General features: G+C 56.5%; 25 protein-coding genes. 9 read left to right on the forward strand and 16 right to left on the reverse strand.

Features of this window, described 5'->3' with window-relative positions; all coding sequences use genetic code 11:
* Positions 1 to 166 precede the first annotated feature (166 nt).
* Positions 167 to 499: a hypothetical protein gene (locus ACWKWM_RS23490; protein WP_483848436.1), complete on the forward strand. Its 333-nt coding sequence runs from the start codon at positions 167 to 169 to the stop codon at positions 497 to 499.
* A gap of 91 nt (positions 500 to 590) precedes the next feature.
* Here the strand turns inward: ACWKWM_RS23490 and ACWKWM_RS23495 are convergent, their stop codons facing one another.
* Positions 591 to 944: a hypothetical protein gene (locus ACWKWM_RS23495; protein ID WP_483848437.1), complete on the reverse strand. Its 354-nt coding sequence runs from the start codon at positions 942 to 944 to the stop codon at positions 591 to 593.
* A gap of 253 nt (positions 945 to 1,197) precedes the next feature.
* On the opposite strand from ACWKWM_RS23495, the gene ACWKWM_RS23500 reads away from it, so the two are divergent.
* Entirely contained in the window at positions 1,198 to 1,743 is a 546-nt protein-coding gene (locus ACWKWM_RS23500) for a glutathione peroxidase (protein WP_483848438.1), read from the forward strand.
* Between the two features lie 17 nt (positions 1,744 to 1,760).
* On the opposite strand, the gene ACWKWM_RS23505 is transcribed toward ACWKWM_RS23500, so the two are convergent.
* The 5 genes from ACWKWM_RS23505 to ACWKWM_RS23525 all read right to left on the reverse strand — a co-directional run bounded on the left by ACWKWM_RS23505 (position 1,761) and on the right by ACWKWM_RS23525 (position 6,072).
* Positions 1,761 to 2,939, reverse strand: coding sequence for a GGDEF domain-containing protein (locus ACWKWM_RS23505; protein WP_483848439.1), 1,179 nt, complete (start codon positions 2,937 to 2,939; stop codon positions 1,761 to 1,763).
* A gap of 204 nt (positions 2,940 to 3,143) precedes the next feature.
* A complete protein-coding gene (locus ACWKWM_RS23510; RefSeq protein WP_483848440.1) occupies positions 3,144 to 3,536 on the reverse strand; it encodes a glyoxalase superfamily protein in 393 nt (130 codons plus the stop codon).
* Positions 3,537 to 3,689: 153 nt separating this feature from the next.
* Complete coding sequence (locus ACWKWM_RS23515; protein ID WP_483848441.1) at positions 3,690 to 4,622, reverse strand: GlxA family transcriptional regulator; 933 nt, start codon at positions 4,620 to 4,622, stop codon at positions 3,690 to 3,692.
* Between the two features lie 469 nt (positions 4,623 to 5,091).
* Positions 5,092 to 5,487, reverse strand: a complete 396-nt coding sequence (locus tag ACWKWM_RS23520; RefSeq protein ID WP_483848442.1) for a hypothetical protein — start codon at positions 5,485 to 5,487, stop codon at positions 5,092 to 5,094.
* Between the two features lie 36 nt (positions 5,488 to 5,523).
* Positions 5,524 to 6,072 (reverse strand): carbonic anhydrase, encoded by a 549-nt coding sequence (locus ACWKWM_RS23525; RefSeq protein WP_483848443.1) that lies wholly within the window; start codon positions 6,070 to 6,072, stop codon positions 5,524 to 5,526.
* 230 nt (positions 6,073 to 6,302) lie between these two features.
* On the opposite strand from ACWKWM_RS23525, the gene ACWKWM_RS23530 reads away from it, so the two are divergent.
* Positions 6,303 to 7,076, forward strand: a complete 774-nt coding sequence (locus ACWKWM_RS23530; RefSeq protein ID WP_483848444.1) for an SDR family oxidoreductase — start codon at positions 6,303 to 6,305, stop codon at positions 7,074 to 7,076.
* 17 nt (positions 7,077 to 7,093) lie between these two features.
* On the opposite strand, the gene ACWKWM_RS23535 is transcribed toward ACWKWM_RS23530, so the two are convergent.
* Positions 7,094 to 8,059 (reverse strand): site-specific integrase, encoded by a 966-nt coding sequence (locus ACWKWM_RS23535; RefSeq protein WP_483848445.1) that lies wholly within the window; start codon positions 8,057 to 8,059, stop codon positions 7,094 to 7,096.
* 781 nt (positions 8,060 to 8,840) lie between these two features.
* Here ACWKWM_RS23535 and ACWKWM_RS23540 point away from each other — a divergent pair.
* Genes ACWKWM_RS23540 through ACWKWM_RS23555 form a run of 4 tightly spaced genes read left to right on the forward strand, consistent with a single transcriptional unit; the run spans position 8,841 to position 13,691 of the window.
* Positions 8,841 to 9,482 carry a hypothetical protein gene (locus ACWKWM_RS23540; RefSeq protein ID WP_483848446.1) on the forward strand — a complete coding sequence of 214 codons (642 nt, stop codon included), beginning with the start codon at positions 8,841 to 8,843 and terminating at the stop codon, positions 9,480 to 9,482.
* 4 nt (positions 9,483 to 9,486) lie between these two features.
* Positions 9,487 to 11,373, forward strand: coding sequence for a Mu transposase C-terminal domain-containing protein (locus ACWKWM_RS23545; protein WP_483848447.1), 1,887 nt, complete (start codon positions 9,487 to 9,489; stop codon positions 11,371 to 11,373).
* Complete coding sequence (locus ACWKWM_RS23550) at positions 11,366 to 12,352, forward strand: AAA family ATPase (protein WP_483848448.1); 987 nt, start codon at positions 11,366 to 11,368, stop codon at positions 12,350 to 12,352. Before ACWKWM_RS23545 ends, ACWKWM_RS23550 begins: the two co-directional genes overlap by 8 nt.
* A complete protein-coding gene (locus tag ACWKWM_RS23555) occupies positions 12,345 to 13,691 on the forward strand; it encodes a hypothetical protein (RefSeq protein WP_483848449.1) in 1,347 nt (448 codons plus the stop codon). The genes ACWKWM_RS23550 and ACWKWM_RS23555 overlap by 8 nt, the downstream gene beginning before the upstream one ends.
* 23 nt (positions 13,692 to 13,714) lie before the next feature.
* On the opposite strand, the gene ACWKWM_RS23560 is transcribed toward ACWKWM_RS23555, so the two are convergent.
* Together ACWKWM_RS23560 and ACWKWM_RS23565 are read right to left on the reverse strand one after the other, a co-directional pair.
* On the reverse strand, positions 13,715 to 14,704 hold the full coding sequence (locus tag ACWKWM_RS23560) for a DNA-binding protein (protein ID WP_483848450.1): 990 nt from the start codon (positions 14,702 to 14,704) through the stop codon (positions 13,715 to 13,717).
* Positions 14,705 to 15,409: 705 nt separating this feature from the next.
* Positions 15,410 to 15,580 (reverse strand): CGNR zinc finger domain-containing protein, encoded by a 171-nt coding sequence (locus ACWKWM_RS23565; protein WP_483848451.1) that lies wholly within the window; start codon positions 15,578 to 15,580, stop codon positions 15,410 to 15,412.
* 576 nt (positions 15,581 to 16,156) lie between these two features.
* Between ACWKWM_RS23565 and ACWKWM_RS23570 the strand changes: the two genes are divergently transcribed.
* Both ACWKWM_RS23570 and ACWKWM_RS23575 read left to right on the forward strand, forming a co-directional pair.
* Positions 16,157 to 16,729, forward strand: a complete 573-nt coding sequence (locus ACWKWM_RS23570) for a P-loop NTPase family protein (protein WP_483848452.1) — start codon at positions 16,157 to 16,159, stop codon at positions 16,727 to 16,729.
* A 15-nt stretch (positions 16,730 to 16,744) separates the two neighbouring features.
* Positions 16,745 to 18,271, forward strand: a complete 1,527-nt coding sequence (locus tag ACWKWM_RS23575; protein ID WP_483848453.1) for a GNAT family N-acetyltransferase — start codon at positions 16,745 to 16,747, stop codon at positions 18,269 to 18,271.
* 60 nt (positions 18,272 to 18,331) lie between these two features.
* Here the strand turns inward: ACWKWM_RS23575 and ACWKWM_RS23580 are convergent, their stop codons facing one another.
* The 7 genes from ACWKWM_RS23580 to ACWKWM_RS23610 form a co-directional block, all read right to left on the reverse strand.
* Positions 18,332 to 19,765 (reverse strand): aldehyde dehydrogenase family protein, encoded by a 1,434-nt coding sequence (locus tag ACWKWM_RS23580; protein ID WP_483848454.1) that lies wholly within the window; start codon positions 19,763 to 19,765, stop codon positions 18,332 to 18,334.
* A 64-nt stretch (positions 19,766 to 19,829) separates the two neighbouring features.
* The gene (locus ACWKWM_RS23585) at positions 19,830 to 21,329 is read right to left on the reverse strand and encodes a purine-cytosine permease family protein (protein WP_483848455.1); all 1,500 of its coding nucleotides are present in this window, start codon (positions 21,327 to 21,329) and stop codon (positions 19,830 to 19,832) included.
* A 159-nt stretch (positions 21,330 to 21,488) separates the two neighbouring features.
* A complete protein-coding gene (locus tag ACWKWM_RS23590; RefSeq protein WP_483848456.1) occupies positions 21,489 to 21,878 on the reverse strand; it encodes a YybH family protein in 390 nt (129 codons plus the stop codon).
* 504 nt (positions 21,879 to 22,382) lie between these two features.
* On the reverse strand, positions 22,383 to 23,219 hold the full coding sequence (locus tag ACWKWM_RS23595) for a CmcJ/NvfI family oxidoreductase (RefSeq protein ID WP_483848457.1): 837 nt from the start codon (positions 23,217 to 23,219) through the stop codon (positions 22,383 to 22,385).
* Between the two features lie 30 nt (positions 23,220 to 23,249).
* Positions 23,250 to 23,987, reverse strand: a complete 738-nt coding sequence (locus tag ACWKWM_RS23600) for an SDR family NAD(P)-dependent oxidoreductase (RefSeq protein WP_483848458.1) — start codon at positions 23,985 to 23,987, stop codon at positions 23,250 to 23,252.
* Positions 23,988 to 24,325: 338 nt separating this feature from the next.
* Positions 24,326 to 25,939 carry an ABC transporter ATP-binding protein gene (locus tag ACWKWM_RS23605; RefSeq protein ID WP_483848459.1) on the reverse strand — a complete coding sequence of 538 codons (1,614 nt, stop codon included), beginning with the start codon at positions 25,937 to 25,939 and terminating at the stop codon, positions 24,326 to 24,328.
* Complete coding sequence (locus ACWKWM_RS23610; protein WP_483848460.1) at positions 25,932 to 26,753, reverse strand: ABC transporter permease; 822 nt, start codon at positions 26,751 to 26,753, stop codon at positions 25,932 to 25,934. The genes ACWKWM_RS23605 and ACWKWM_RS23610 overlap by 8 nt, the downstream gene beginning before the upstream one ends.
* Between the last annotated feature and the right edge of the window lies 1 nt (position 26,754).

Consider the following 26,754-nt stretch of genomic DNA (forward strand, 5'->3'; position numbering starts at 1 on the left):
AAGGTTGATCAGGTTCCAGAACTCTTCGCGAGCAAGCTCACTCCGACAGGAAACCGAAGCCCTCTGTAGGAGTGAACTTGCTCGCGATAGTGGCTGCACAGGCGACAAAATGTCTGGATCTACAAAGTCGCCCGAATTCCTGAAAAACGAACGAGGAAAAACCAGAATGGCCTCCTATCCGCAAACGCCTGATGGCCGCTATTTCATCGTCAAGGGGCAACTGTGGCGATGCTCCAACCCGGCCCTGTCTGAAGAGGATCGCCAGCGCTACGTGAACGACTTGATGGCGGCGCGCAGAGGTGTGCGGCAGGCGAAATCTTCGCACGACCCCACGGCGTTGCAAGCAGCGCGGGCGCAGGTTCAGGCAGCGAAGGTGGCGCTGGGAGAACGGGGAGAGGTGTGGTGGAGCGATGGGGCGCCGGACTTCAATCAGCACAAGATACAGAACAGTCCTTATGCGCAGTGGTTCGAATCCCTCGATGGGCAGAGTCCGATCTAGCGAGTGTACGGTAGCAACGACCCGATGACGCGCATTCAATCTGCCGGACTGGACCGGCAGATTGATCACTCATGCTGCGAGGACGGCAGAATCAGCTTCGCAGGTCACGGGCATCGCTTTCCACTTCAGCACCGAGCATTTCCTTCGGGAAAAACTCCCCGGTCAGCCCTTGTTCGGCAAGACGGTCTTTCAGAGTGTTTTCCACCAGGCTGATGGCCTGCTTGTCGGTCAATGCATCCACTTTCAACCAGAGGCAAGGGAGATCCTGAAAATACTCGTCGTCAATTTTGACGTCGGTGGTCATCACCCGGTCTACCCGCCACAGGCACACGCTGTGCTCCAGGGACGGATCTTGCGGATGGGTCTCCTGGGAGGTCAGCCAGACTTCGTGAAAATCACCAAGGTCGGTTTCTGCCAGCTTTTCGAGTGGGATGAATGTGTTCATGGGGTCGCCTTGTCAGTGGGTTCATTACGCTGTCCAGATGCGCGCAACGCTGTCAGCAACAGCCGCGTGCTGCGCCAGAAAAATAGAGGCTTTGGCGACCAAACAGTTCAGAAAATCGCGCTGCGCGGCGAGCATTCACGCGGACCTGGCAAATCAGGAAGGACATTATCCGGCGCACGCTTTAAGGTGTCCCTGGATGCAAAGCGGTCATTTTTGACCAAAGACGACTTGGCAGTGACAACAGGAGACAGGCATGAGCGATTCTCTGTACGACATCCCCCTGAAGCAAATCGACGGTACGCCCAGCAACCTTGGCCAGTACAAAGGCAAGGTGCTGCTGGTGGTGAATGTCGCGTCCAAGTGCGGGCTGACGCCGCAATACGAAGGACTTGAGCGCCTTTATCAGAGCAAGAAAGAAGCAGGGCTTGAGGTGCTGGGTTTCCCGGCCAACAACTTCAAGGAACAGGAGCCCGGCAGCGACAGTGAGATTCAGTCGTTCTGCTCGACCACTTACGATGTGCACTTCCCGCTGTTCTCGAAAATCTCGGTCGCAGGCGATGACAAGCATCCGCTCTACAGCCAATTGATATCCGCTCAACCCGCCGCAACCGGAGACGGGCCGTTCCGTGAAAAGCTCAAAGGTTATGGCATCGAGAGCGGCGCAGGCAGCGAAGTGCTGTGGAATTTCGAGAAGTTTCTGATTGGCCGTGACGGCAAAGTGATTGGCCGGTTTGCACCGGATGTCGCGGCGGATGACCCTCGTCTGGCGGCGGCTATCGATCAGGCACTGAGTGCCTGATACCGGTATTTGCGGCGTTAGGTCGTTCGCAACGGCTCGGCCCCGGCCAAGGTTCGGTCGACCAGGCGGATGCTGTCGCGTCCGCCGCGCTTGGACTCATACAGCGCCGCATCGCCTGCCTCGACCAGCGCTGTCAGACTGGCGGGCGGCTGATCGAACAGGGTCGCGCCGATGCTCAGGGTTACCGCCTTGGGCGTGGCGAATGTTTGCGCTGCGTAGGCGTGAAAGCGCTCACGCAGCGCGCTGCCAAGAGCAACCACACGTTCGTTCGAAGCATGATTGAGCAGGATGATGAACTCGTCACCGCCCAGCCGCGCAGCCAGTGCCCCTTGGGGCAAGACGGAGCGAACCATCTCGCTCATCGCCACCAGTAAGCGGTCGCCAGCGGTATGGCCGCACGAATCGTTCACCAGTTTGAAGTTATCGATGTCGATCAACAGAAGGGCGCCAGGCCGCTCCGTAGAGACGTTGTCCAGCAAGAGCGGTGCGCGCTTTTCCAGGGCGCGGCGATTGTACAGAGCGGTCAAAGGGTCGCGCTCGGCCAGTCGCGCTATCTGCTCCTCCCGTCGATAGCGTTCGGTGCCAGTCATAGACAGCGCAATCAGCATGATCGCCATCGCGCCTTCGACCAGCGAGATCTGAATGATTTCGCCACGAAAGGCTGCCAGATCGATCAGCGTTCCGGAAATCACTGCGGTCAGCGCCTTGGCAATGTAAAACAGCCCGTGAACCAGCAGGACATAGCGCAACTGCCCGGCACCCACGCTCAATGACGTGCCATGGGGCCGCAAAAGCAGACTGGCCCGCAGCGTCACCAGCGCCACCAGCAGTGAATTGACCACGAGCATGACCTTGGACCACGACGCTTCGTCCGGTAATAACAACAGGCCCAGCCAGACAGCGAAGATCAGATACCACCCCGGCGAAAGGCGTGCCTGGGTGAACCTCGCGACGCCCAACAGGAACAGCCAGTGCGCCGTGACCAGAAGGCCGTTAGCGAACCAAATGCCGATCAGTAAAAAACCGCTGGCGCGCAGCAATGCCAGTGTCGAGCCCACGGTAATGGTGGCAAACCCGGCGCTCCAGAACACAAGCGAAGGCTCACGAACGCTGCGCCACTCGACCGCCAGGTACAACGCAGCGGCTGCGGCGAGGGCGATGCTGAGGACTAAAAGAGTGGGCGGATCGAGCGACATATCCTGGCGAGCCTTCCTGTACGGCAAAAAAAGGGCGCGATTGTAAGCGGTCAGGACAGATTGCGCAGCGTTATATCGGTTGGGCCGTTACGCTGCGGCTGTATTCTGTCACGCCTCAATTGCGCCATTTCGGGCTAGCAGCCTTCGTGCCAGATGCTCTTTTGAACACCCGCCAGGTAACGTCGCTCAGGTTCGCCGGCCGGATCAGCTTTGACAGAAACGGATTCGATTGCCGAACGGATCGCAGACTTCCAGCACTTTTCCCCACCCTTGCTCGACGATGTCTGGACGCCCGTAGCCATAACGCTTGGCCAGCAGTTCGTCTCTCAATCGTTCGATGTTGTGAGTGGGAATGAACACCGCAGAACCGGGTGTCGCGTCGCCGTGATGTTCGGACAGATGCAGTTGCAGACCGTTACGGACGATCCCCAGGTAAAGCGGCAGATCGGCCTCGAAGCGGTGCTCGAACTCGACGCTGAACCCGAGAAAGTCCAGATAGAATTCGCGCGCTTTGATCTCGTCGAACATTCGCAGGATCGGGATGGGGCTGTCGAAGGTGACGCTGGGCGGGGTGTTGTCGTGCGCAGTTGAAGACATTGTTCCTCCTGGAGTTCAAGCCGTTCGACACAGTGGGCGGCGCCGGGTCGGGGTGATCATACACAGCGGTTCAACAGCGCGGAAGTTATCCAGATCAAGGAAGTGATCATGCGCAGCCCCCCGCAGGCGGCGTTGCGCTGGCTTGGGTCGGGGTCAAGCGCGATGCAGCTTTTGGAAGGCCTGAGGGGGTTGTCCGTACGCCCGAATGAACGAACGGCGCATGCGCTCGCGATCACCGAAGCCGGTCTCTGTAGCAACGACGTCGATGGGATGATTACCTGTTTCCATCATCAAGCGCGCCGACTCTACGCGCAGGTGTTCGACAGCCTTGGCCGGCGACTTCCCGGTTTGCGCCTGAAATATACGGCTGAACTGGCGGGGGCTGAGGTTGGCGACGTAGGCCAAGCGCTCCACCGACAATTCGGCTTTGAGATGCTGCCGGGCGTAGGTCAACGCAGCCTGTATCCGATCGGTCTTGGGGTCCAGGTCTTGCATCACCGAGAACTGCGACTGACCGCCCGCGCGGCGATGGTAGACCACCAACTGCTTGGACACCTGGCGGGTGAGCTCGCTGCCCAGATCATGTTCCACCAGTGCCAGAGCGAGGTCGATGCAGGCGCTCATTCCAGCAGCGGTCCATACCGGGCCGTCGTTGATGAAGATGCGGTCTTCGTCCACCATGATGTCGGGATAGAGCCTCTTCAGGTCGGGCGCATGGGCCCAGTGAGTAGTGACGCGGCGGCCATTGAGCAGCCCGGCCTCGGCCAGCGCGGCGGAGCCCGTGCAGATCGAACCCAGGCGGCGGGTCATGGGGCTGGCGTCACGCATGTATTGGATGAGACCGGCCGACGCGGGCCTGACGACGTTGTCGCCTAACACCAGCAAGGTGTCGAAACGGCGTTGGTCGAACGGCTCGGTCTCCACGCCAAAACCCGCCGAGGATCGCACCATGCCGCCGTGCTCCGAGAGCAGCGTGATTGCGTAGACCGGTCGTCGGGCGATGATGTTGGCGACCTCGAAGATGGCGGACATCGACAGCCCCAACACTTGAAACTCTGGGTAAAGAATCAATCCTACGTTCTGCATGACATTGGCGCCTTGACCGCAACAGTGGCCCGGATGGGCCTTTGCATTACGGTTGTACGCTTAAAAGTCTTCGGCGCCAATTGCAAGCGATGGCGTGCGGCCGGTCTTTGAGCCAGCTTCTGGCCGGCGGGCGCAGGCGTCCGGCTTACCGACGAAGGGGCGCGATGCACGTCAATCCTGTTGGAGCGTGGCTTGCCCGCGAACGGGGTGACGCGGATTGTCAGACGTACCGCGTCGTCAGCTTCGCGGGCAAGCCTCGCTCCAACAAGAAGCGGTGGATCCCTCGGATTATCGCAACGTCGTTTCTGCCGGAGGGCTCGGGATTGCGCCCGACGACGGGGCGCGAAGCAACGTCAGTCCTGTGGGCGCGGTGGATCCATCAGATTATCGCAGCGTTGCTTCTGCCCGAAGGGCGTAGGAGTCCGGCTTGCCGACGATGGGGGGCGAAGCGACCCCTGTCATCGCGGTATCAATGCGCAGGCGGGTTCAGCAATACCGACAACGGCGCCAACGGGCCGACAGGTATGAATTCGAATGAGATCAACCCCGCCCGATCCAGCGGCATTTTGGCGAAGATGGCTTTGGCTTCTTCGACATCGGTCATGTTCAACACGAACACAACGCCCAGCTTGTCGTTGCGCACGTTCCATTGTTCGATCTTGCCGTCCAGATGCAGCTGCACGGTTTCGCGCACTTCCTGAGGCAATACCGCGCTGATGGCTTCCTGAGTGGAGCCCGGGGTTACAGTGCCGATGGCGATGATTTTGGTGGTCGGCACTTTGGGCAGCGGTGCAGCTTGGGCGGTGGTCAATAAACTCAACGCCAGGGTGCTGGCAGCAAGCAACGCTCTAAAGGTGATGTTCATGAATTCGACTCGTTGGCTAGGGGGTGGGTAGAAGCGTCAAACAGCGGCTGGCGCACGCAACAGCGCGGGGGGGACGACCACCTGGACTTTGCCGGTGACCACGTCGTAAACCATGCCGGTGACCAGAAACTCGCCCGGTAACTGCGGATTGGCCTTGAGTGCCGCGACGTCCAGCGCTACCGCGGAGTACGGGTCGGAAATGGCCAGGTGGTCCAGATCGGCGGGTTCAACGCCAAGGTTCTTGGCCAGCAGAGCCGGCGCATGGACCAGGCAAGGCGTGATCCCGCAATCGGTGTGATGCAGCACGATGAGGTTCCAGCCGGGCCCGACTTCTTTGCCTTGCGCCACCGCAACGGTGCGCACCAGGGCCATGTTCTGCAGGGCGGCCGGATTGACGCGGCCTCCGACGTTGCGAATCACCGCCGCTTCGCCCGTCTTGAGACCCAAAACGTCGGCAGGGTCAACGCGTGGATCAACGCAACCGATGATGACGGTCTTGAGCGTCGGCATAATTTTTAGCTGGTCACTGAATTCAGTGCTGGCGAACAATTCATTGCGCTGGGTCAGATCGTCGATAACGGTCATGAGGGCATCTCTATTGAACAATGGGATAGTTTTGGTTCGGCTGAGATGAATATTCCCGTGTTCATATGATGGCTGCAATGTCGTTTAACCCACCTTTTAGGACGTTGTTCATCCCAGGTCCCTATGAATAGCTGAATCGGCAGTGGCCCACTTTCATTGCAGGTGCAGCGCCGGTGCACTCTGGCGTAAGGTGGCTGCCGACTATTCACTCCAATCAAGGAACCACCTCCATGAAGAGCTTCGAGGCAAAGGTTGTGCTGGTGACGGGCGGGTCCAAGGGCATTGGTTTGGCATGCGCTCAACAATTTGCGGCAGAGGGCGCCCGCGTGGTGATCAGCTCTCGATCACAAGCGAACATCGACAGCGCACTGGCGCAGCTGCCCGGCGCGGTGGGATTTGCTGCCGATTTATCGGATGCGCCGGCCGCTGCAGCCTTGGTCCAGCGTGTGGAGCAGGAGGTTGGGCCGATTGCGGTATTGGTCAACTCGGCTGGCGCGGCGAAGCGCTCGCCGCCTGAAGACCTCACCCCGGATTTCTGGCGTGCAGCGATGGACGCCAAATTCTTTTCAACGATCAATGTCGTCGATCCGGTGGTCAAGCTCATGGCGGCGCGAGGCCACGGAGTGATCGTCAACATCATTGGCGCCGGTGGCAAAGTGGCAAAGCCCATTCACCTCGCCGGTGGTTCGGCCAACGCGGCGCTGATGCTGGCGACGGCGGGGCTGGGCAATGCCTACGCCGCGTCAGGGGTGAGAGTATTGGGCATCAACCCCGGGCTGACCGAAACCGGGCGCGTGGCTGAAGGCATGGCGGCGGACGCGCAGCATTCGGGGCTTTCGGTGGAGGCGGCGGTAAAGCGCAGCGTCGAAAAAATCCCCATGGGGCGCATGGCCAGGCCTGAGGAGATTGCCAACCTGGTGCTGTTTTTGGCGTCGGATAAAGCCAGCTATATCACCGGCACGACAATCACGATGGACGGCGCGGAAACGCCAGCAGTGGTGTAACGAAACCGTTTGATCAGCTACTTCAGACCGATAACGGCGCCCGGCTGCTGCGGCAGTCGTTGTGGTCGAGCCAGGGCTCCGAATGGGCTGATGGCGTCCACGTAGCGAACGGCTGACTTCACGTCCTTCCAGCCGACGTAGCTCATCAGCGACTTAAGGTCCCAGCCGTTGGCCGAGGCCCAGGTCGCGAACCCTCTGCGCAGGGAATGGCTGCTGTACAGCTCGGCCGGAACACCAGCCTGCGCGAAGATCCGCCGCAGCATGGGGATCAGGCTGTTCTGATTGATGCCGCCTTCGGCCAGATTGCCCCAGCGATCCAGTCGCCTGAACACCGGCCCCCGCGCAATGCCCGCCACGGTGATCCAATTGATGTAAGCGTCCACCGGACAGAGTGCGTTCAGCGCCGGGGTGCGAAAGGTCGTGCCGACGTTCTGTCGATCGCCTTTGGTGTGAGGCAGATAGAAAGAAATCCCGACCCCGGCCTCGGCCTGAATGTTCTCAACCTCCAGTCGCGCCAGCTCATCCCCACGAAACCCCCGCCAGAAGCCGATCAACACCAGCGCGATGTCGCGGCGGTGCCGCATGACGCTTTTGTGATCGTTACGCTCCGACGCCAGCCCGGCCTCGCGCTCCAGCCAGCCGACAGCCTGTTCAAGATGGGTGAGCAGCAACGGCGCGGCTTGCTTCTCCCGAGCGGGGTGTACGGCGCGAATGCCCTTGATCATCTGCCGGACGGTGGGTGTTTTGGTCGGGTCGGGGAAGCCCTGAGTGATGTGCCACTGAGCCAGAGCAGCCAGTCGCTGTTTGAGGGTGCTGATCGCGTGTTGGTCAGCGTAATGCGCAAGATAACGCACGATGCTGTCGCCGGTTGCCGGCAGGAACCCGCCCCACGTCACTTCGAAATGCTCGACCGCCGCGCGATAGCTCTTGCGGGTGTTTTCCCGCGTGCCGGCCTGCAGATACCGTTCAGCCTTGTTATTCACCCCGATTGCTCCGCAACGTACTTTCTCGGCACCGCCACAGCCGTTTTTCAGCTATCACATGCGATAACGCTCAATTATCTTATCAGAGGCTTAGAAACATTTAGTCATTTGTTTCAGACACATCTAGTATGATTGTACGTAGTACGCGGGCACTGAGGTAATTACTGGATAATTTAGTTCTTGGAATATATCAGTCAGCGATGGAATCCAGCCGGTTTGATTACAATTTTATCTCTTCAGCTCGTGTTTAACGTCTAAGTATCACACCACTCGGCATTTCTCCAATCGTATCTTAAGTAGTAAATTTTGTATTAATCGTCGTAATTGAGTAAATCTGGGAAATTAAGTCGTAGACTTGGTTATTGGAGAATAGCATCCATTGGTCTCAAGCCCTTAGTTTAAAAAGATTTTGTCACCTCAATCATTTCCCAACTAATAAATCCATAGTCTTTAGCTAATTATCGCATGCTGGTAATAGTTTATTGCTATTTGTGAAGGCGCGAGCTTGGTGTAGGCTTTGACCGATATGTGAGGCGGCCCCCGCTAAGAGGAATCGGACGACCTGACTTTCCATGAAGCTCATTTTGGAGAGTTGGTATGTCGTTGTTCGAATGTTGGACCTTCTATATCGGAACCGCAGGTGCCGTTGCGGTATCAATAAGAGTCTTAGTCGGTCGCGCATCTGACAAGCACTCTATAGACAAATGCATGTCGCAGCTCACAAAGCATGCTATTCGGTCGATAGTTAACCTCGACCGCAAGCCGCGATCGGGTGTCCTCAATGCCTGAGTTGCCGAACTCTTCATTCCCGTACGTTGGACTTCGCGAAGCATCCCGTCCGAAGGGTGGACATTTGTACCGCGTATTTAGCGTGACCAATCACGCACCGATTACATTGTTCTACCGGTGTCAACTGGCGACGTGGACCACGTTAGAGTTTGATCCAGCTGTCATCAGTTTCGAAGCCGTAAACCGCTGGTTCGATCATGACAATGGATCGATCTTTGTTGGTTTCCTCGTTCGATACATGGAGCATAATCATCTTCTTTATATCCCTGACCCGAAAGAGCAGGATACTTTGCAAGCACTTGAGGTTTATGCAGGCGCTCTGAATATTGTCCTGTATCCTATGGTCTCTGCCACAAGTTTCCAAGATAATTTAATTTTCTGGAATCGAGTAAGTATGCTGTCGGCAATTACTAGCGAGAACGAAAAAATTACATCAAAAGCTCTAAAGATCTTTTCTCGCGCCTTTAAAGGAAATGCATTAACTGTTGCCGAAATAGAACGGTTTCCAGAATATCACGAGAATTTAGCCCTTGCGTATGCCTTTGAGATGGTGAGGATAGGGCACTTTAGTTTAGATAAGCTTCAGGATGAGCTGATCAACAGTTCAACTCTTATTCGTCCGTCGAGATCGTGAAGTCATGAAGATATCTAAACCACGGTTTTCCAAGTACCGCTTGGTTACAGATGGAGCAGATCCAAGCTCGTGGCCCGTGTTGAACGTCGCCGCCTTGCCGGAGAAGATAAGGAGTAAGGTAGAGCAGCGTCTAAAAGCACTGCAAGCCTATTTGATACACGGTGCTTCGGTAGAGGACATCCAGGAGCTCCACAAGGTGTCTTCGTCGACGCTGTTCACAATGGTGAATAAAGCGATGGATTTTGGTCCGGACGGTGACATAGTTGGTTATCGGGCGGCACTCAATAATTTTAGAGTGACGAAATATAACCGGACAGCGTCAGTAGGAGATCAGTTACCCGATAACTCGACCAGTGGCGATGCAGGTATATTTGGCCAGTTGCTGCATAATCACCCTGACCTGGCAAAAAAAATTCAGGGCTGGGCTAAAAAATACAAGTCGCGCGAGGCTGGAGGAGTAAAACGTCTTTCTGCTTATCACGGACTTTTTCTTCAAGAGTGCAAAAAAATAGGACTTTCCACGACGGAGTATCCATTCAACAGGCGAGGCAAAGCGCGACGGGCTTTCGTGGAATGCCTAAAGCAGGTCGCGGTCAAACATTCAAACGCGCTAAGAACTCGACTGGCAGAGCAGCTTGACGGACCAACCGAAAGTGGTGTTTCAGCTCCATTGCAGGAGGTGCAAATGGATGGTCATCAACTTGATCTGCGTCTGACTGTTCAAGAGCAGGATCAGTACGGCCTGACCTTCGTTTACGAAATCCTTTGCGTTTGGATTATTTTGGTGATTGATGCGCATACTCGCTGCGTCCTTGGTTATAGCATTGCGTTGGGTAGAAATTACGATCAGACCGATCTGCTTAAAGCTATTTACCATTCAATCGCTCCTCATGAACGACCTGTGCAGGTTATCCGAGGGGCTACCTATAAAGTCGCGGGCGGATTCCCTGCTGAAAAGATGGCCGAGTTGGCTTGGGCAAAGGGACTTATTTACAAGTTCGATAATGCAATGTCCCATCATGCGACAGATGTTTGGGGCAAGATGGAATCTCTGCTTGGTTCAACTGTGGATTATGGACCACCGCATCGGCCCAATGATCGGGCAATAGTCGAGTCTTTTTTTAGATACCTAGTTGATAACTTTTCCCATCGTCTCGTGGGTAGTACTGGTTCTCATTCACGTGATGAAATCATTAAACGCTTAGCGCCAAAGGGGGGCGATTTGTCTCTTTTGCTGACTTTAGAGGAGATGCACCACGCACTAGATATTACGCTGTCGGACTACAATGGAAGGCCACATTCAGGTATAGCACCTCATTCGCCGCTGGGATTATTTGTGCGGTCCGCACAGGAGCGGGAACATTATTTCACTCGGCTCCCAAAGCGGTTTCGTGATATTCATTCCTTCACAAATAAAACTGCTGTCGCAAAGGTGCGAAGTGACGGCACACTTAGCGCCTATATAAATTTTAAGCAGGTGCGTTATCGGAATTTACCCGCTTTGAAGAATTCTGTGGGTGAGGATGTTCTTGTTGAATGGGACCCTTATGATCTGAGTTATCTAAAGGTCTACACTCGTAGCGGCGACTACCTTGGCGAAGTTTACCCACCCAGGCCCTGGACCACTCCTCACAGTGAAAAATTACGTAGCCGTTTAATGAGCGCCGTCAAGCATGAGCAGATTGAATACAATTCAGACTCGCTGGCTGACATGCTGCATGCACTGCAAGTGTCCAACGGCTGGGGCCAGCGGGATGTTGCAACCTATAATCTCAAACACACAGGGGCTGCGGTTTTGCCCGTCTTGCCGCGTCCCCCATTGCCTCCTCCCCGCGCGCCTGTAGAGCGACTGCGCCGAAGCTATATCACCCGGGGTGGCAATGATGACTAATTACGATCCTGCTTTGATCCGTCCATATCTGGTAGAATTACATCCGGTCATCAAACGAAACTATCTTCTATCCAGCGATCCTATCTCCCATGCTTGGCAGCACCTTAATAAGGCCATTAAACGCCGAAGTGGAGGATTAGTATTTTGGGGTATGTTTCGCGCAGGTAAAAGCAAAATGGTCGATTACTTGGAGTTGGAAGCTAAAGCACGATATCCCGGTATGCCAATAGGGAAAGTGAACGGTGAAGAACGGAGTGTCGCGTCCCATAAAGAATTCTATGTGACCCTCTGCGGCGCAGTAGGTGCCCCTATCAGCGGTACTGCTGGCGATTGTAAACGTCAAGCTATTAAACGCATGGTGGAGAAGGGCAGGGGAAACCAAAATCAGGTGTACCTTCTTTTTATTGATGAACCGCAAAAATGGACGGATCTGCAACTTACATGGTTATGCGAGGTCTTTGATACACTGGAACAGAACAATGTGCGTCTAATCTCGATCCTCGTAGGGCAGCGCGAGCTGGAGTCATTTCGCAAGCAATATCTTGAGAGGGGCAATGGAGTATTCATCACGCGCTTGATGAATACAGCTATCGAATTTCTTGGGCTGCGTAGTACGGACGAAGTAGCCTATGTCCTGCAAGGGTATGACACACTCGTAGACAAAGATCCGGAGTGGCCAGCTACCCGATTTTTTTTCCCCCGGGATTTTGCGCAGGGTTTCAGACTTGAAAATTGTGCAAGTTGCTTATGGCGCGCATTTAGCAACGCCTTTGAAGGTCATGCGGTATTTGTCGACTGCCAGATCCCGATGAAATACCTGACTGCTCTAGTGGAAATCTTTTTTGAGGAGTACCACGAACTGGATGACGATGCATTTGACCTGGACCCAGCTTGGTTGGAAGGCCTGCTTTCGGAAGTTTATTTCCCTGACTACTTAATAATGGCCGCCGTGAACCTTCATGGACGAGTACATGTCTGATTTTAGCGACCCATTTTACGAAGTGGACGTCGGAGGTTATCGGGGCAACGTTAGCCCTTCAGTAGAGTACTGGCCAGATGAGTCGATATACACCGTGTTGTCGCGCTTCGCTATCGCCCGGGGCATTTCGGGCGAGGCCATTGAGCGGCAGTTCAAGACCACCATTAGCATCGCTGCGCGCTTAGATGCAACGGTGGGTCTTGAAACGATGGTCGCGCTGAATCTCAACGCTGCAATGAGGGCTTTGGGAGTGAGCAGTAAAGGCTTGGAAAGCATGTTTTTTCGCGCTGTCGTTGTAGGCCGGAGTGGAGCGCTGTCCCCTTACCTGCGGTTCTGTACCATTTGCATGGGTGCTCGGCGGCACTTTGTATTCTTCCAGCAAGAGCAAATATGGCGTTGCCCATTTCACGGCACGCTCTTGCAAAGTCGCTGTCCCTCTTGCGGGCATCATATGGGCTATGCTTGGGGCGAGGATCTGTTTCTGCAGGCGTTCTGCTGTCCATCTTGCAAAGCTCCGTTAGCGGGCGCTCGCATCCGGCAAAGTTTTTACGATCTGCTGACTCCGCATCGTGAGGCGATTTTCCAACTCTACTCGAGATCCAGACGCACACAGGTACCCATACCCATCACGCACTACCGTAGCCCAGGGTTTCTACTTACGCACCCGTCCACTGCGTCTGAGGACTGGGTCGGGCAAGAGCAACTCCCGTTGCTTGAGCTGCGCGCGAGCGATGTTGACTGGCACCTCGAACACGGTATCGTGCAGATCCGGACTTTACTGGATGGCGGTTGCGAACGTTTCTGGCCTAGCCAAGTAAGGGTATGCGAACTGATCCCCCATCTTAAATCCATCCTCCGGCATGCGCGTAAGGTTTGGCGGCTTCGACTGCGCCTTGATGGCGACGTAGTCGAAGTCAGGAAGACGTCCAAGGAAGCACACTCTATGACGCGGACTTACAAAGTCTTTTGTGCCAGTTGGGCGATCAGCCAAGATCGGGTAGTGTCAGAGCAAATGGCTGACTCAATCGTGGCGGCCGCTCAAGCTTGGCTCGATCGGCATAACGAGGTCCAAGACGCACTCCGTTGGCCCCGAGCGCCCCTCGCGTGGTTCACCACCCATTGTTTTGGGGCACATATTTTGGAATGCCTCAACCGTTGCGCCGAAACCGCCGCGTGGTCTACAGATGTCGACTCCGCCTTTGTTATGGAGTACGTAAAGATAGCCGAACGAGCGCCGTGGCCGTTGGAACTGATCCGCGAAAACGAACGGCGATCCTACCGACTTTTGCATCACCGGCGATTCCTCACTCAGATGCTCTACCGTGAGCCGCCGGGATAGCTGCATGATCAATTAGAAGAGTGTTATTCCAGGGTTCGCCTATTGTGACTGCTCCCATCAGATTTTTCCTGCGCGGCATCCTCAGCCTTATGACCAAGCTCACGAGCGAGTTTACTCAGTGCGCGTGCGCATGCTCCGTGGTCGCAGTTGCAAAATGCTCTGAATCCGCATTCAGGCGTGGTCACTGGCCTCGGAACATGCGTACCTGTATGTGGTTTTTTTTGAGTCGTTGTAACAGGCCGCCTGCGGCACGTCTCGAGATCAGATTGAGTACCTATTAACTGGTACTCAAGCACCTTTGCTTTTAAGCTCAAGTGATCCCGCTCCGACAGTAAAGCCGCGTAACTAACTTTGTCACTATATTCACGCTTCAGCCTCTCCTCGTATTGGCTTACGAGGTGAAGCGCACGAACGATAATTGGGTGTTCTATCGTTGGGTTTACAGTCGTGAGGGGATAAACCTCAGGCCATACCAAAATGATGGGTCGGATATTAATCTCTTTGTAAGCCAACCTCATGCGGCTAAGGTCGGCGATCGTCCACCTTAGCAAGTAAAGTTCCCAGTAATAGCGCTCGTGCACTCGTTCCGCATTCAGCCAGCGCTCATTTTTACCCTCTAAAGCGATGATCTTAGATTGATTATGTCGATTGAGTTCTGCGGCGGTATTTATTTCGTTGTTAGCGTCGACTAGGCGTTTACGCATTTCCTCTTTTTGCGTACGTTCGCTCCGAAGCTCTTCGCTCAAACGGTAAAGAGCGAATTCAGCATGGCGTAGCCGTTCAGTATAGCGCGGCTCGGTCACGTCTAGAATGCGTGAGGATGCGGGCAATGGAGTAGTAATTACTGCTTCGCGATAGGTTTCTTTCGCTAAGCTTTGTAAGCGAGCATTAATCGAGGCAGCAGAATAGTGTCCGCCCAAGTGATCAAAAACAGTCTTTGTTGTTGGCACCCGGCCTTTGGCTGTCAACTCCGTAGCAGCTTGACGGACTTGGTCTAACGTTACGAGTGCCATACGTTTACCCCTAAATGAGCGTTTCCGTGGAGGAATTGCTTAGCCTCGTTCATCGCCTCGCCAAGCGCGAGCCTACCCATGTGATCGCTATTCGGTAGCGTGCCGAGCTTAAGCGTAGCCGATTAGCTGCAAGTCGTTAAATAAGGTTTCAGCGCGGTGTTAACTCGCTAACGAGTTTTGGTCGACGCTGGCTTCATATCGTCACAATGGTACGGTACTGTAGCAAGATGTGCTTTGCCACAAACTCATTTGACTACTGGTACTAATCACCATGTTTTGTCGCGTTGAGTCTCAACATTCCAATGAAAAGTTCGTGCTCTTGGTTTGGTAGACCACAACGCATGCGCCAGTAGGTACCAGTGGCGCTCCGTTTATTTTTTTTGGTAGCCCCTGAATTGCAAATCAGGTCTGAATAACACGACCTTATCAGACCTAACCGCAGGAACAGTAGACGATGCGGCTACAGGCGGGAGCAACACGTTTCTCGCGCTGCGGACGTAACCTAGCTCGATGCTCGCGGCCGACCATGCCGCGGACGTGCGATACACGGTAGCCTGGCCGTTTTTGCCGAAAATAGTTATTGACGCCAGCGACTAGCGCCCGCTCTTGGCCGGTCGCCGCCTGTTTGCCAACAGATAAAGTCGAGTTGGTCTCGGCCTCTTTCAGTTCCCTAGCAACTCGTTCAGCGTCGCTGGGTCACTAAGCTTACCGCCTCAATCGCTTCGCTTTTGAGCGATTACAGCAAGTCGACATAGCACACCACAGTAGTCGATGATTCTTGGCGGCATCGAAGAACAGCCGAGAGGACCCCTCACATTTTTCAGGTTGGAGATTATCAAGGTTTACCTTTGGTTTCGCTCTACGCCAGTCATTCATTGCAATGCGCTTCAAAGGCCGTGGGGGAGCATTGGCACAGTAAGAGCGGTGCCGGTAGAGACGTGAATGTCGATGTCTCGCCGTCCGGCGCAAGTTAGGCAACTTGCTGTGGTTGCCTGAGCAAAGTGTCGTTCAGGTGTTGTTTATGGGTCATCAAAGAACAGCTGCTCTGACATTTATGGCGCACCAGGCCGGCTTGTTTTTTGTAAGGATCTCAGGACATATCGAAGTGGCTGCTCGCGCCGCCGTTTATTAGAGGAATTTTGGATCGGTACGATCTCGCCCGCATGCTGGAGGACATCCCGGTGATTGACGATATAAAAAAGACAGTCAACTGGGTTCAGCGACATGGCATTCCCTCAGTGGTATGCACCTTCGCCTGCTTCAGCGTCGGCAAGGTTCTTGCAAATTACGGACAAAGCGCACGTTAGCCCGTTCAGCCATTCGTTATGTGATGTCATTGACAAGGTGCCCGGCCTCGATGCACGGGTCAGGCAGTGAGCCGGAACGCAGTAGGGCCGTGGACACATACCTTAAGGGTGTTTGCATTCGGTTTTGCGATAATTAGGAGCTCTAATGCAGCGTGTCATGATCATCGGCCAACCTGGCTCGGGAAAAAGTAGGCTGGCTCGGGAGATGGGTGATCGCACAGGTCTGCCGGTAATACACATCGACACTATCCATTGGCAGCCCGGCTGGATCGAGCGATCCATCGATGAGAAGACACGGCTGTGTCGCGAGGTCGAGGCTGGCGATCAGTGGATATTCGAAGGAGGTCATTCCGCAACCTGGGACAACCGTATCGCCCGGGCTGATCTCTTGATATGGATTGATCGCTCGTCGGTGCTCCGCTTCTGGCGTGTGCTTGTGAGAACACTGATCTACCGAGGCAGCCCGAGGCCCGATCTTCCAGAGGACTGCCCAGAGCAGTTGGGCAACCTCCCGGAATTTTTCAGCTTCATGTGGACGACCCGAAAAACGGCGCGTGCCAAGATGAGTCAGCTTGCGGCCACCGCACCCTCTACATGTTGCGTCGTCTGGCTGCGATCAAACCGTCAGACCAGACTCTTTCTCTCGACGGTCGCACCGGCGTCCTGCGCAGACTCGCCTCGAACCGTTACGGCTCAGACAACACAGCTGCGCGACTGAAGGACCTCATTTTTTATGACACAAACCTCCGAAATTCCAGTCCTGACGTTCAAGCCTGTCGATCTGAACGCCCATCTCGACGTATGCCAACGGTTCAGAATCGATGCGCATACCTGCGCTTTCGGTTCGGCGGAGGGTTTTAATAGTCTCGACCGCGGGGCAGAAGGTTATGCCGCGTGGTTATGGCAGAAGGCGATAAAGCTGCCGGGGTGTCTGGTGCATGTCTGGCGCGATGAGGAGATCATCGGCCAGATCGAAATGGGCAGGGTGGCGGGCGATCCTTCGATCGGTTATGTGAATCTTTTCTACCTCATTCCAGAACTGCGAGGGCAGGGGCTTGGCACATTGCTCGAAGCTTACGCCTGGCGCTTTCTGAGTGAGCAGGGTTGTCAGTCCCTGCGCTTGTCTGCCAGCCCGGATAACCATCCCGCCTGGACGTTTTACCAGCATGGCGGTTGGCGAGATCTGGGGCCGCGCGAGGATGTTTCGGACGTCCACTTGCTGCACAAACACGCAGACGATGATGTCGTCGGTTCGCCGCTGTTGATCAACCCGGATGACTACCTGGAAACCGAATTCGGAAGAGAGTTCACGCCTGAACGCAATCGCCACGCTTGGGAATTGGCATATGCCCGCTTGAGTGACGAGCTGTCGAGAGCCAGGCCAGGTGCGCATGTCTACCTGGTGATGGGCTTACAGGGCGCAGGCAAGTCTCGCTGGGTGTCGGACAACCTCGGCCGATTAGGCCATCGTGCGATTGTTTTCGACGCAGCGTTGCCTGCACGTCGCCACAGGGAAAGGTTGCTTGCCATTGCTCGCGACCATCAGGTGCCGGTGATTGCTATTTTTGTGAAGGCCTCCCTTAATCTGGCTCTGTCACGCAACGCCCGGCGCAGCGCTGACAAGCGCGTGCCCGAAGACGCGGTGACTAGTGTATTCCAGCTGCTGGAGCCACCCACGCAAGATGAGGGATTTATCTGGGTGCAGACCATCGAACAACACGCAAGCTTGCCCACGACGCTACAAACCGTTCGACTCAGGCTGGTGATGCCCGATGTCGGTCTTGCTGCAAAGCTGGCAGCTGCGCTGAACGCGAGCTACGAGCTGCATCGTGATTTTCTGGTGTGGAGCAAGCTGCACTGGACGCTGGAGGACACCGAGCAAAGTCTCAAACGTGCCGTTGAAGACTTCTGCACCGCCGAGGCGGAGAAACGGTATTACCTGCTTCTGCGCGACGACGATCAGCCACTGGTGGGGTGCATAGGAGTCAGACCCAGCGCAGATCAGGATCATGGTTTCGAGATCGGTTACTGGGTGGTCAAGGACCACGCTAACCGTGGATTGATGAAGGAAGCGTTGACCGCACTGGCGTCGAAGCTTTCAGGGCACACGCTGCGATTAACGACATCATCGGCCAACATCCCTAGTCAGAAACTGGCCGAAGCGGCTGGGTTCGAGCGTGTCGGCGTCCTCCCCGCCGCGCGGGTTTCAGGGCGGCTTGGAGTGTGCGATACCCTGATTTATCAGCGCGGGGCGAGGTGAAAGATCGGTTCCACATACGAGTGATGTGTGGACAGCATGACCAGCGATTTAGCCAGCATTTCAACCCAGGCAGCGAGTTACATGTTTCACCGATTGATAGGCACTTAGGCCCCAAGGCCCTAGTTCCCTGCCAATTCCGCTGCCCTTGGTGCCGCCCCAGGAAGTTTCCACGAACACTGCCTGAACAGAGTTAATCCAAACGTGGCCAACTTCTAATGCATCGGCTACCCGCTCAGCGCGTTGCAGGTCAGCGCTGACAACCGTAGCAACGAGGCCAAAACTGCTGTTGTTGGCCAGAGCTATTGCCTCTTGCTCAGTGCTGAAGCGACGTGCGCAGAGCAACGGACCGAATATTTCTTCTGTCCACAGGCGGCTGTTCTGCGGCACTTCCACATATAAGGTAGGTGTAACAAACCAGCCCTGACGATCTGGCACTACGCCGCCTGCCAGGCAGGTCAACCCCTCATTCTGAGCAATGGCGAAATACTGACTGACCTTGTCGAACTGCGCCTCGCTGGTCATAGGTCCCATATCAATTTCATGTTTAAGCGGGTTGCCAATGCGCAACTTTTCCAGTGCTGCGGCCAATCTCGGCAACAGGGTATCGGCAATCCCTTCTTGGATCAGCAGTCGGGAAGTGGCCGAGCACATCTGCCCGGCGTTCCAGCAGATACCGGCAACGATCCATTCGATGGCCTGATCAATCTCGCAATCGTCAAATATGATGATCGCCGACTTGCCCCCTAGCTCAAGTGTCACCGGTCGACAGTATTGCGCGGCGCTGTGCATGACCTGGCTACCGATTGCATTGCTGCCGGTGAAGGACAGCTTGTCCAGCCCGGGATGGCTGCTTAACGCTGCGCCGGTTTCAGCCTTACCGCAAACGATGTTCAGCACACCGGCCGGCAATCCAATTTCATCAGCGATCTCTGCGTAGCCCAACTCGATCAGCGGAGTAATTTCGGACGGTTTGAGCACTACCGTGCAGCCAGCGGCCAAGGCCGGGGCGATTTTCCAGGCGCTGGTCACCAGTGGGAAATTCCACGGTACGATCAGGCCCACTACGCCAATGGCGTCCAGGCGGGTATACGAGCTGAAGCCTGGCACAGCGAGAGCTACGTTGCGGTTCTGTTGTTCAACAAGATCCTCGGCGAGCGCCGCGTAATAGGTGAAGGTAGCGATGGCGTCGTTGAGGTCTGCCTCGGCTTCATGGCGAGGCTTACCACTGTTGCGCATCTGCATCGCGATCAGCGCTTCATATCGCTTGGCTATGGCGCCAGCAAAACCGTGGAGATAGCGAGCACGTTCCCCGGGTAAAGTATTTTTCCAGTGGCGCAGTGCCTGGCGGGCGGCAGCGATGGCTTGATCCACTTGCGCCGGGCTGGCAGCACGGACTTCGTCGAAGGGCTCGCCAACGGCGGGTTCGAAAATGCTGAAGACATCACTGCCTTCACCTTCGACCCAATCGCCACCGAGGTAGTGCGGGGTTTTCATGGTTGTACTCCTAGCGTCATTCGTGGGCACTGCGCCCGGATATGCAAAGCGGCTGAAGACGCTGTCAGGCAGAATCTGCGTTGTTCAGCACAGGTGCGGAACCACTTTTCAGACGTATCCAGCGCGGCCCGGCGGGGCCGTAGACGCTGGCGGGCTCGGGAAACAGGTTCAGTAGGCAAAGGTAGATGAAAGCGGCCATGCTCAGGGTAATCGGCAAGCTGATGTCGATGCCGCCTGCCAGATTTCCCAGCGATCCGACGAACTGACCAGGTAAGTTGACGAAACACAGGCCTACTGCCGCACTGGGAACCCAGGCACTCAGGCCGCGCCAGTTCCAGCCATGGTGGAACCAGTAACGGCCGCCCCGTTCGCCTCGGGTGAATACTTGCAGGTCATCGGGGTGATAAAAGCCACGGCGCACAATCAGGCCGAGGATCATGATCACCATCCACGGGCTGGTGCAGGTAACGATCAGCACGGCGAAGGTTGATACGCTTTGCACCAGATTGAAGGCAAAACGGCCGATAAAGATGAAGGCGATGGCAGCCACTCCAATCAGCAACGTAGCGCCTGCCCGACTCATTAGACGCGGAAACAGGCTCGACATATCCAGGCCAGTGCCATAAAGCGCTGTCGTGCCGGTGGACATGCCGCCGATCACGGCAATTAAGCATACTGGCAGGAAGAACCAATTCGGCGAGATAGCCAGCAGACCGCCGACGTAGTTGTTGGCTTCAATGTATTGCGGCGCTTGCGTGGCCACCAGGGTGGCGGTACACAGGCCAAACAGGAAGGGGATCAGAGTAGCAACTTGGGAAGCCAGCACCGCTAATATGATGCGTCGCTTAGGAGTGTGGCGCGGTATGTAGCGCGACCAGTCGCCAAGAAAAGCGCCAAAGGAAACAGGGTTGCTCATGGCCAATAATGCTGCGCCAATGAACGCTGCCCAAAAGCCAGGCACCTGCATGTTGGTACTGCCCGCATAACCAAAATCGAAAGATCCCGCGAAAGCGAAAAGGCCGAGCAAGAACAGCAGACTGGAAGCCCAAACCGCGATCTTGTTAACCCATAGCATGAAACGGAACCCGTAAATGCAAACTACGAGTACCAGTACGGCGAACAAGCCGTAAGTCAGCCCCAGCGTCAGGTCGCTCTCGGGTAGACCGACCAGCCGTTTGGCACCGCCCACCAAAGCATCGCCTGAGCTCCACACAGACAGCGAAAAAAACGCTACTGCAGTCAGTAGCGACAAGAAGGAGCCGACTATGCGCCCGTGCACGCCAAAGTGGGCACCGGAAGACACAGCATTGTTAGTGCCGTTCAGCGCACCGAAGAGACCCATGGGGGCTAAAATCAATCCGCCTACGGCCATACCTAAAATGATCGCCCATAAACCCGCCTGAAATGACAGCCCGAACAACACTGGAAAGCTACCGAGTACCGCAGTAGCGAAGGTATTGGCTCCGCCGAAAATCAGGCGGAACAAATCTGTGGGGGTAGCGTTACGTTGGTTGTCGGGAATTTGTTCGACACCAAAGGTTTCGATACGCGTCGAGTGGCTCATTTGTTTCTCCAGCGCCTGGCACTATATTTTTGTAAGGACAACGCAGACGCGTGATCCCATTGGGTGGGGTTGGCAGTGTGAAACTGATTGAGCGCTAAGCGGTAAAGGTGGTGTAGCTGGCATGGCAAACTTCAGTTGGTTCGCTCATGCCTGTTGCATTCAACTGGGGGTTGTCGCCGAAAGATGTTCATGGCACGCCAGCCAGCGCTGTTCATGTTGGCGGAACACAATAGTTTCCCGTTCGCGAAGGCGCAGTTCTTCATCACCCATACGCAGGTGGGTAGCTACGTCATGAATAAAAACAGCGATATCGCCTTGCAGGCTGACATGGGCGTTACTGGAGCGACAGCCCAGTACAGCGAAACCTTCTGCTTGCCACTGATTCCATGACACCTGATACGCCTCGCGGGACTTCAGCGGGTGTGGAAGGGTGTGGAAAACGAATGTTGCATCTTCGCTGAAGCAGTCAAAGTACCGAGCCGTATCGTTGCTGGCGAATGCGTCCACCAGCTCTGCGGCGGCCGCTCGCACTTCGGCCTCGCGGCTCATGAGCGAACGACCTGAGGCAGCACGCAAGACATGTCACAGAGCCAACTTTTGATGTTGGCTGCGGCGAAGGAAAGAAGGGAATTATTATTCAAGAGAGTCTCACAATTTTTATGATAGTCGTGAGGTGATTCTGCCGTTATTAGGGCTTGGATAAATCCCTGCGAGCAAATAATCAGTTCATAGATTTCAGAACTGATGGCAAGGAAATCATCAAGCTATTCGTATTAGGTCTTTGCTACCTCGCATAGCTGGCCCGAACCGATGCGGGCTTAGAATTCTCAAGAAAGAGGACTAAATCACGTTAAATAACAGGTGCTCTTTTTATTGCTCCGCACATAAAGGACCCGTTGTGCTGAGCGCTGGACTCCATAATTCCCTACCCGTTTCGGAGTGTAGGCGCGGCATGGCCGTCACACTGTTCAATCGGCACGCTCTGCTTCAGCGAGTGACCGCTACCAAGCAGAACGCCTGAACACGGGAAGCCGTCATGCCGATGGCGCGCACTCAGTCCGCAAAAAAAACCAGCGCACGCAATTCGATGCTGCGCCGCGGCGGCGCCTCTGCGGGCGTAGCGGGGTCGTCGAACGCGGTATGCGCGCCAGCACGGGCGATGCCATCGGTGCGCGAGTCGTAAATCTTCAGCAGCAACGCTTCTTCGGGGCGCAATTGCGGGTAGTAGTACCAGCGATGCTGGGGGTTGGCGCGCACGGAAAAGGTCTCGCCGACCTTGTCGCGATACACCAGATCGCTGGGCAGAAAGTCCGCCGAGTCGATGGTGCGGGCATCGCACAGCGCCAACGGCGTGGTGAACACCGGACCTCCGATGGGCCGCCACAGATTGATGATCGCGAAACGCTTGAGCAGTCGCTCCTCGGCTTCCTCGCCGGGCAGGTGATCGCGTACGCGGCGGATCGCCGAACGTTCGGTCTGGTCATTGTGCACGTAGCGCACGGGCTCCCGAAGGCCGGACGCTTCGCGTCCCGGCTCATCTACGCGGATCGTATGGTCGAAAATGACGGTCTTGACCGCACCGGTCTGAGCGCGGATTAGCGCGTCGGCCTCGGAGTAATACAGCTGGACGACCTGGTTTTCGTCCTCCAGGTCGGGCACCTTGCTGGGTGATTCCACGCGCTGGAAGCCTTGCACATCAAGGCTCGCGGGATGGGCCAGCAGCCGCGCGTTATGGATATCGACCCGCGTGGGCTGCAGGATGCCGGTGCGTTGCGGCTGGCCTTCGGGTTGTGGAAAGGTGTAATTGACCGGGCGGATGCCGTTGTCCTGCAGGTAGTTGAGTTCTCCGGTGACGCAAATCGGTTCGAGATTCTGTTGATGAGCACCCATGAGGTATGCCTCCCGTTGAAGTGGTTCGCTTCAGAATGATTCTTTAAAAGGGCGCAGATCGAGCTCCTGAGTCCAGGCGCTGCGCGGCTGCGAATGGAGGTACCAATACGCGTCGGCGATGTCTTTCAGATGCAGGGCACCTCCGTCGCCCAGTTGTTCGAGGCGCTGCGGCGCATGGGTGCGCACGCGTTCGCCGTTGATGCTGCCGTCGATCACCACGTGGGCGACATGCACATTGCGCGGGCCGAATTCCCGCGCGAACGATTGGCTCAACGAACGCAACCCGGCCTTAGCCGCCGCGAACGCCGCGTAAGGCGGTTTGCCTCGCAGCGAAGCGGTCGCTCCGGTGAACAGCAGCGTGCCGCCGTGATTGTCGAGCAGGGCGCGGGTGGCCTCTCGGGCAAACAGAAAGCCGCCAAAGGTCGAGGCGCGCCAGGTCTGTTCAAACACCTGCGCGCTCAGCTCCAGCGATGGGGCGGCGACCGAGTTACCGACGTTGAAGATGGCCACCCGCAGCCGCCCCAACGCCTGAACCGCTTCAAGGGCGGCGAGGGTGTCGCTTTCGCTGCCCGCATCGGCCCTGACCGCTAGCGCCTGGCCGCCTTCCGCCTCTACGCTCTGGACCACGGCGTTGAGTTTTTCAACGCTGCGGCCGCTGACCACCACCTGAAATCCGCCTTGGGCAAAGCGCCGGGCCAGCGCGGCGCCCAAGCCTTCAACGGCACCGACGCCGAGAATCCAGGCCACTTCTTTTGCAGTTGAAGACATGAGCTCATATCCCATTATTCGGGGTTGAGCGTAATGTAACTGGGCATAGCGCATCGCAATTAGATTTTCGGGCGCTAACGATATAGCTCATGCTGATGCTTGCGCTTGACCGGACCAGCGCACATCGTTGCGTTCGCTGGACCCGTGGGAGCGCACCTGTCCGCGAATAGGCCGGTTCAGTCGACAATTATTCATCGCCAGACCTACCGCCTTCGCGGGCAAGTCGCGCTGCCACGCCTTCGTCAGAAGCACATGGCTTCGCGAACAATCTCGCTTTTGCACGAGCAATTGGAAGGGGAACGGACCGGGTGCAAAGGTCGAAATGGAATGACAACGCATTATCCCGTCATCTGCGCTAACCAGTCCTCTCTCATCTGCGGTACGGCCTCGATCAAACGCTGGGTGTAGACATCAATCGGCCCGCTGAGCGCTTCATCCACGCCGCCTTGCCGGACGATGCGACCGTCGCACAGCACCGCCACATCGTGGGCAATTTCTTTCACGACGTGAAGATCGTGGGTGATGAAGAGATACGACACGCCGGTGTCGTGTTGCAGCTTTCGCAACAACTGCAACACATCCCGGGCAACCAGCGGGTCAAGCGCGGAGGTCGGTTCATCACAGACGATCAGATCCGGTTGCGCTGCGAGGGCTCGTGCGATGCAAACCCGCTGTTTCTGGCCCCCGGACAGCGTATGCGGATAACGCTGCGCCACTTCCGCATCCAGCCCGACCTGGCCGAGCAATTCAATGACACGTCGTTGTCGCGGCTCCCGGCCCAGGGCGGTGAATTTTTGCAGCGCGCGATTCAACTGATCCCCGATCAACAATTTGGGATTGAGGGCGTTATCCGGTATCTGGTGAATCATCTGAATCCGTTGCAGATGCTGACGGGTGCGCTGGCGAAGCGTCGAGGGCAACGCCACGCCGTTAAGCGTCATTGAACCCCCGTCGGCGGCCAGCAGCCCGCAAATCACTTTGCCGAGTGTTGATTTCCCGGACCCCGATTCGCCGATGAGTGCCAACGTACGGCCCTTTGACAGACTCAGGGAGACTGCATCCAGAACCGATTGATGGTGATAACGGGCGCTAAGGGATCGAATGGCCAACAGCGGCGTGTGCGCGGATTGCCCCGCCCTAGGCCGATGGCCTCCGCGTTCGGCGCTGAGCAACTCCTGCGTGTAGGCCTCGACGGGGGCATGCAGAATCTGCCGGGTCGTGCCGTACTCGACCCGCCGTCCATGGCGCAACACCATAATGTGGTCCGCCAACTGCGCCACCACAGCCAGATCATGGCTGATATAGATCGCCGCCACACCTGCTTCGCGGATGACCCCGGCGATGGCTTGAAGAATCCCCAACTGGGTGATGACATCCAGCGCGGTCGTCGGCTCATCGAACACGATCAGATCCGGCGCGCTGCACAGCGCCATGGCGATCATCGCCCGCTGCAACTGCCCCCCGGAAACCTGGTGCGGATAGCGCAGGAAAAACTGTTCCGGATTGGGCAGGGCGAACCGTTGGAACAAGTTCAGCGCCCGCTCCTTGGCCATATGAGCGTCCATCAGCCCGTGCAGCCGGGCAGCTTCGACCACTTGCTCGCCGATGGTCAGCGCCGGGTTGAACGCGGCGCCGGCAGACTGCGCGACGTAGGCAATGCGCTTGCCGCGGATCTGGCGCATCTGAGGTTCCGATAACCGCAGAAGGTCCTGGCCGTTGAACAGGATGCGTCCACCGCTGAGCGCCATGCCTTCGCGCAAATGGCCCAGGATTGCCTGGCCGATGGTGGATTTTCCGGCGCCGGACTCGCCGATCAACCCCAGCACTTGCCCGGCGTTGAGAGTGAAAGAGATGTCATCGACCAATGTCCGTGGTGGTTTGCCCTTGGCAACAATCCGCAGCTGTTCGACGCGCAACAGCGGGGTCGGTGTGATGCTCGGAACGTCAGCCATGATGGCGGGCTCCCCAGACGCGGGTATTCGCGCCGAGCAGCCAGTCGGCCAGCGTGTTGATGCACAGCGCCAGCGTCGCGATCGCGGCTCCCGGTATGAGCGCGGCCCAGATACCGAACAGGATGCCGTCCTTGTTATCCCGAGCCAGCCCACCCCAGTCGGCGGTAGGCGGTTGAATGCCCAGCCCCAGGAAAGACAACGCCGAAAGAAACAGCAAAATGAAGACAAAGCGCAGTGCGAACTCGGCAATCAATATCGGCAGAGCGTTGGGGAGAATCTCTCGCAGCAAAATCCAGCTCAAGCGTTCGCCACGCATGCGCGCAACATCAATGAACTCCATGGCGGCGATATCGGCCGCCAGGGCGCGAGCCACCCGCAGGATCCGCGTAGCCTCCAGCAGCCCGAGCACGAGAATGATCACACCCAGGGTTTTGGGCAGCGTCGCCAGAATGACCAGCGCCAGAATCAGGGTCGGGATCGCCATCAGCACATCGTTGACCCGCGAGATCAACTGATCGATCCAGCCACCGCTGACCCCTGCGATGAAGCCCAGCGTGGTGCCGGTGACGAACGCGATCAACGCCGCGACGGCCGTCACCGACAAGGAGGTGCGGGTGCCCCAGATCAGACGGGACAACAGATCCCGACCCAGATTGTCGGTCCCCAGGGGCGCCAGATCCGACGGTACATCCCAGGCCATCCCGATCACTTGATCGGGCGCATGGGGTGAGAGCCAGGGGGCGAGCAGGGCGACGGCCACAAACAGCAGCAGACCGACAATGCCAGGCAAGTGGACGATTCTTATGGCGGGCATT

It is taken from the genome of Pseudomonas rosaeacicularis (assembly GCF_057128745.1).

Bases quoted from the DNA above. Each gene is read 5' to 3' on its own strand.
- ACWKWM_RS23605 (WP_483848459.1), bottom strand. From the start codon at position 25,939: ATGGCTGACGTTCCGAGCATCACACCGACCCCGCTGTTGCGCGTCGAA.
- ACWKWM_RS23600 (WP_483848458.1), bottom strand. From the start codon at position 23,987: ATGTCTTCAACTGCAAAAGAAGTGGCCTGGATTCTCGGCGTCGGTGCC.
- ACWKWM_RS23510 (WP_483848440.1), bottom strand. From the start codon at position 3,536: ATGTCTTCAACTGCGCACGACAACACCCCGCCCAGCGTCACCTTCGAC.
- ACWKWM_RS23545 (WP_483848447.1), top strand. From the start codon at position 9,487: ATGAAGATATCTAAACCACGGTTTTCCAAGTACCGCTTGGTTACAGAT.
- ACWKWM_RS23585 (WP_483848455.1), bottom strand. From the start codon at position 21,329: ATGAGCCACTCGACGCGTATCGAAACCTTTGGTGTCGAACAAATTCCC.
- ACWKWM_RS23580 (WP_483848454.1), bottom strand. From the start codon at position 19,765: ATGAAAACCCCGCACTACCTCGGTGGCGATTGGGTCGAAGGTGAAGGC.
- ACWKWM_RS23540 (WP_483848446.1), top strand. From the start codon at position 8,841: ATGCCTGAGTTGCCGAACTCTTCATTCCCGTACGTTGGACTTCGCGAA.
- ACWKWM_RS23590 (WP_483848456.1), bottom strand. From the start codon at position 21,878: ATGAGCCGCGAGGCCGAAGTGCGAGCGGCCGCCGCAGAGCTGGTGGAC.
- ACWKWM_RS23500 (WP_483848438.1), top strand. From the start codon at position 1,198: ATGAGCGATTCTCTGTACGACATCCCCCTGAAGCAAATCGACGGTACG.
- ACWKWM_RS23515 (WP_483848441.1), bottom strand. From the start codon at position 4,622: ATGCAGAACGTAGGATTGATTCTTTACCCAGAGTTTCAAGTGTTGGGG.
- ACWKWM_RS23560 (WP_483848450.1), bottom strand. From the start codon at position 14,704: ATGGCACTCGTAACGTTAGACCAAGTCCGTCAAGCTGCTACGGAGTTG.
- ACWKWM_RS23565 (WP_483848451.1), bottom strand. From the start codon at position 15,580: ATGAATGACTGGCGTAGAGCGAAACCAAAGGTAAACCTTGATAATCTC.
- ACWKWM_RS23575 (WP_483848453.1), top strand. From the start codon at position 16,745: ATGACACAAACCTCCGAAATTCCAGTCCTGACGTTCAAGCCTGTCGAT.
- ACWKWM_RS23495 (WP_483848437.1), bottom strand. From the start codon at position 944: ATGAACACATTCATCCCACTCGAAAAGCTGGCAGAAACCGACCTTGGT.
- ACWKWM_RS23610 (WP_483848460.1), bottom strand. From the start codon at position 26,753: ATGCCCGCCATAAGAATCGTCCACTTGCCTGGCATTGTCGGTCTGCTG.
- ACWKWM_RS23525 (WP_483848443.1), bottom strand. From the start codon at position 6,072: ATGACCGTTATCGACGATCTGACCCAGCGCAATGAATTGTTCGCCAGC.
- ACWKWM_RS23570 (WP_483848452.1), top strand. From the start codon at position 16,157: ATGCAGCGTGTCATGATCATCGGCCAACCTGGCTCGGGAAAAAGTAGG.
- ACWKWM_RS23550 (WP_483848448.1), top strand. From the start codon at position 11,366: ATGACTAATTACGATCCTGCTTTGATCCGTCCATATCTGGTAGAATTA.
- ACWKWM_RS23595 (WP_483848457.1), bottom strand. From the start codon at position 23,219: ATGGGTGCTCATCAACAGAATCTCGAACCGATTTGCGTCACCGGAGAA.
- ACWKWM_RS23520 (WP_483848442.1), bottom strand. From the start codon at position 5,487: ATGAACATCACCTTTAGAGCGTTGCTTGCTGCCAGCACCCTGGCGTTG.
- ACWKWM_RS23530 (WP_483848444.1), top strand. From the start codon at position 6,303: ATGAAGAGCTTCGAGGCAAAGGTTGTGCTGGTGACGGGCGGGTCCAAG.
- ACWKWM_RS23490 (WP_483848436.1), top strand. From the start codon at position 167: ATGGCCTCCTATCCGCAAACGCCTGATGGCCGCTATTTCATCGTCAAG.
- ACWKWM_RS23555 (WP_483848449.1), top strand. From the start codon at position 12,345: ATGTCTGATTTTAGCGACCCATTTTACGAAGTGGACGTCGGAGGTTAT.
- ACWKWM_RS23505 (WP_483848439.1), bottom strand. From the start codon at position 2,939: ATGTCGCTCGATCCGCCCACTCTTTTAGTCCTCAGCATCGCCCTCGCC.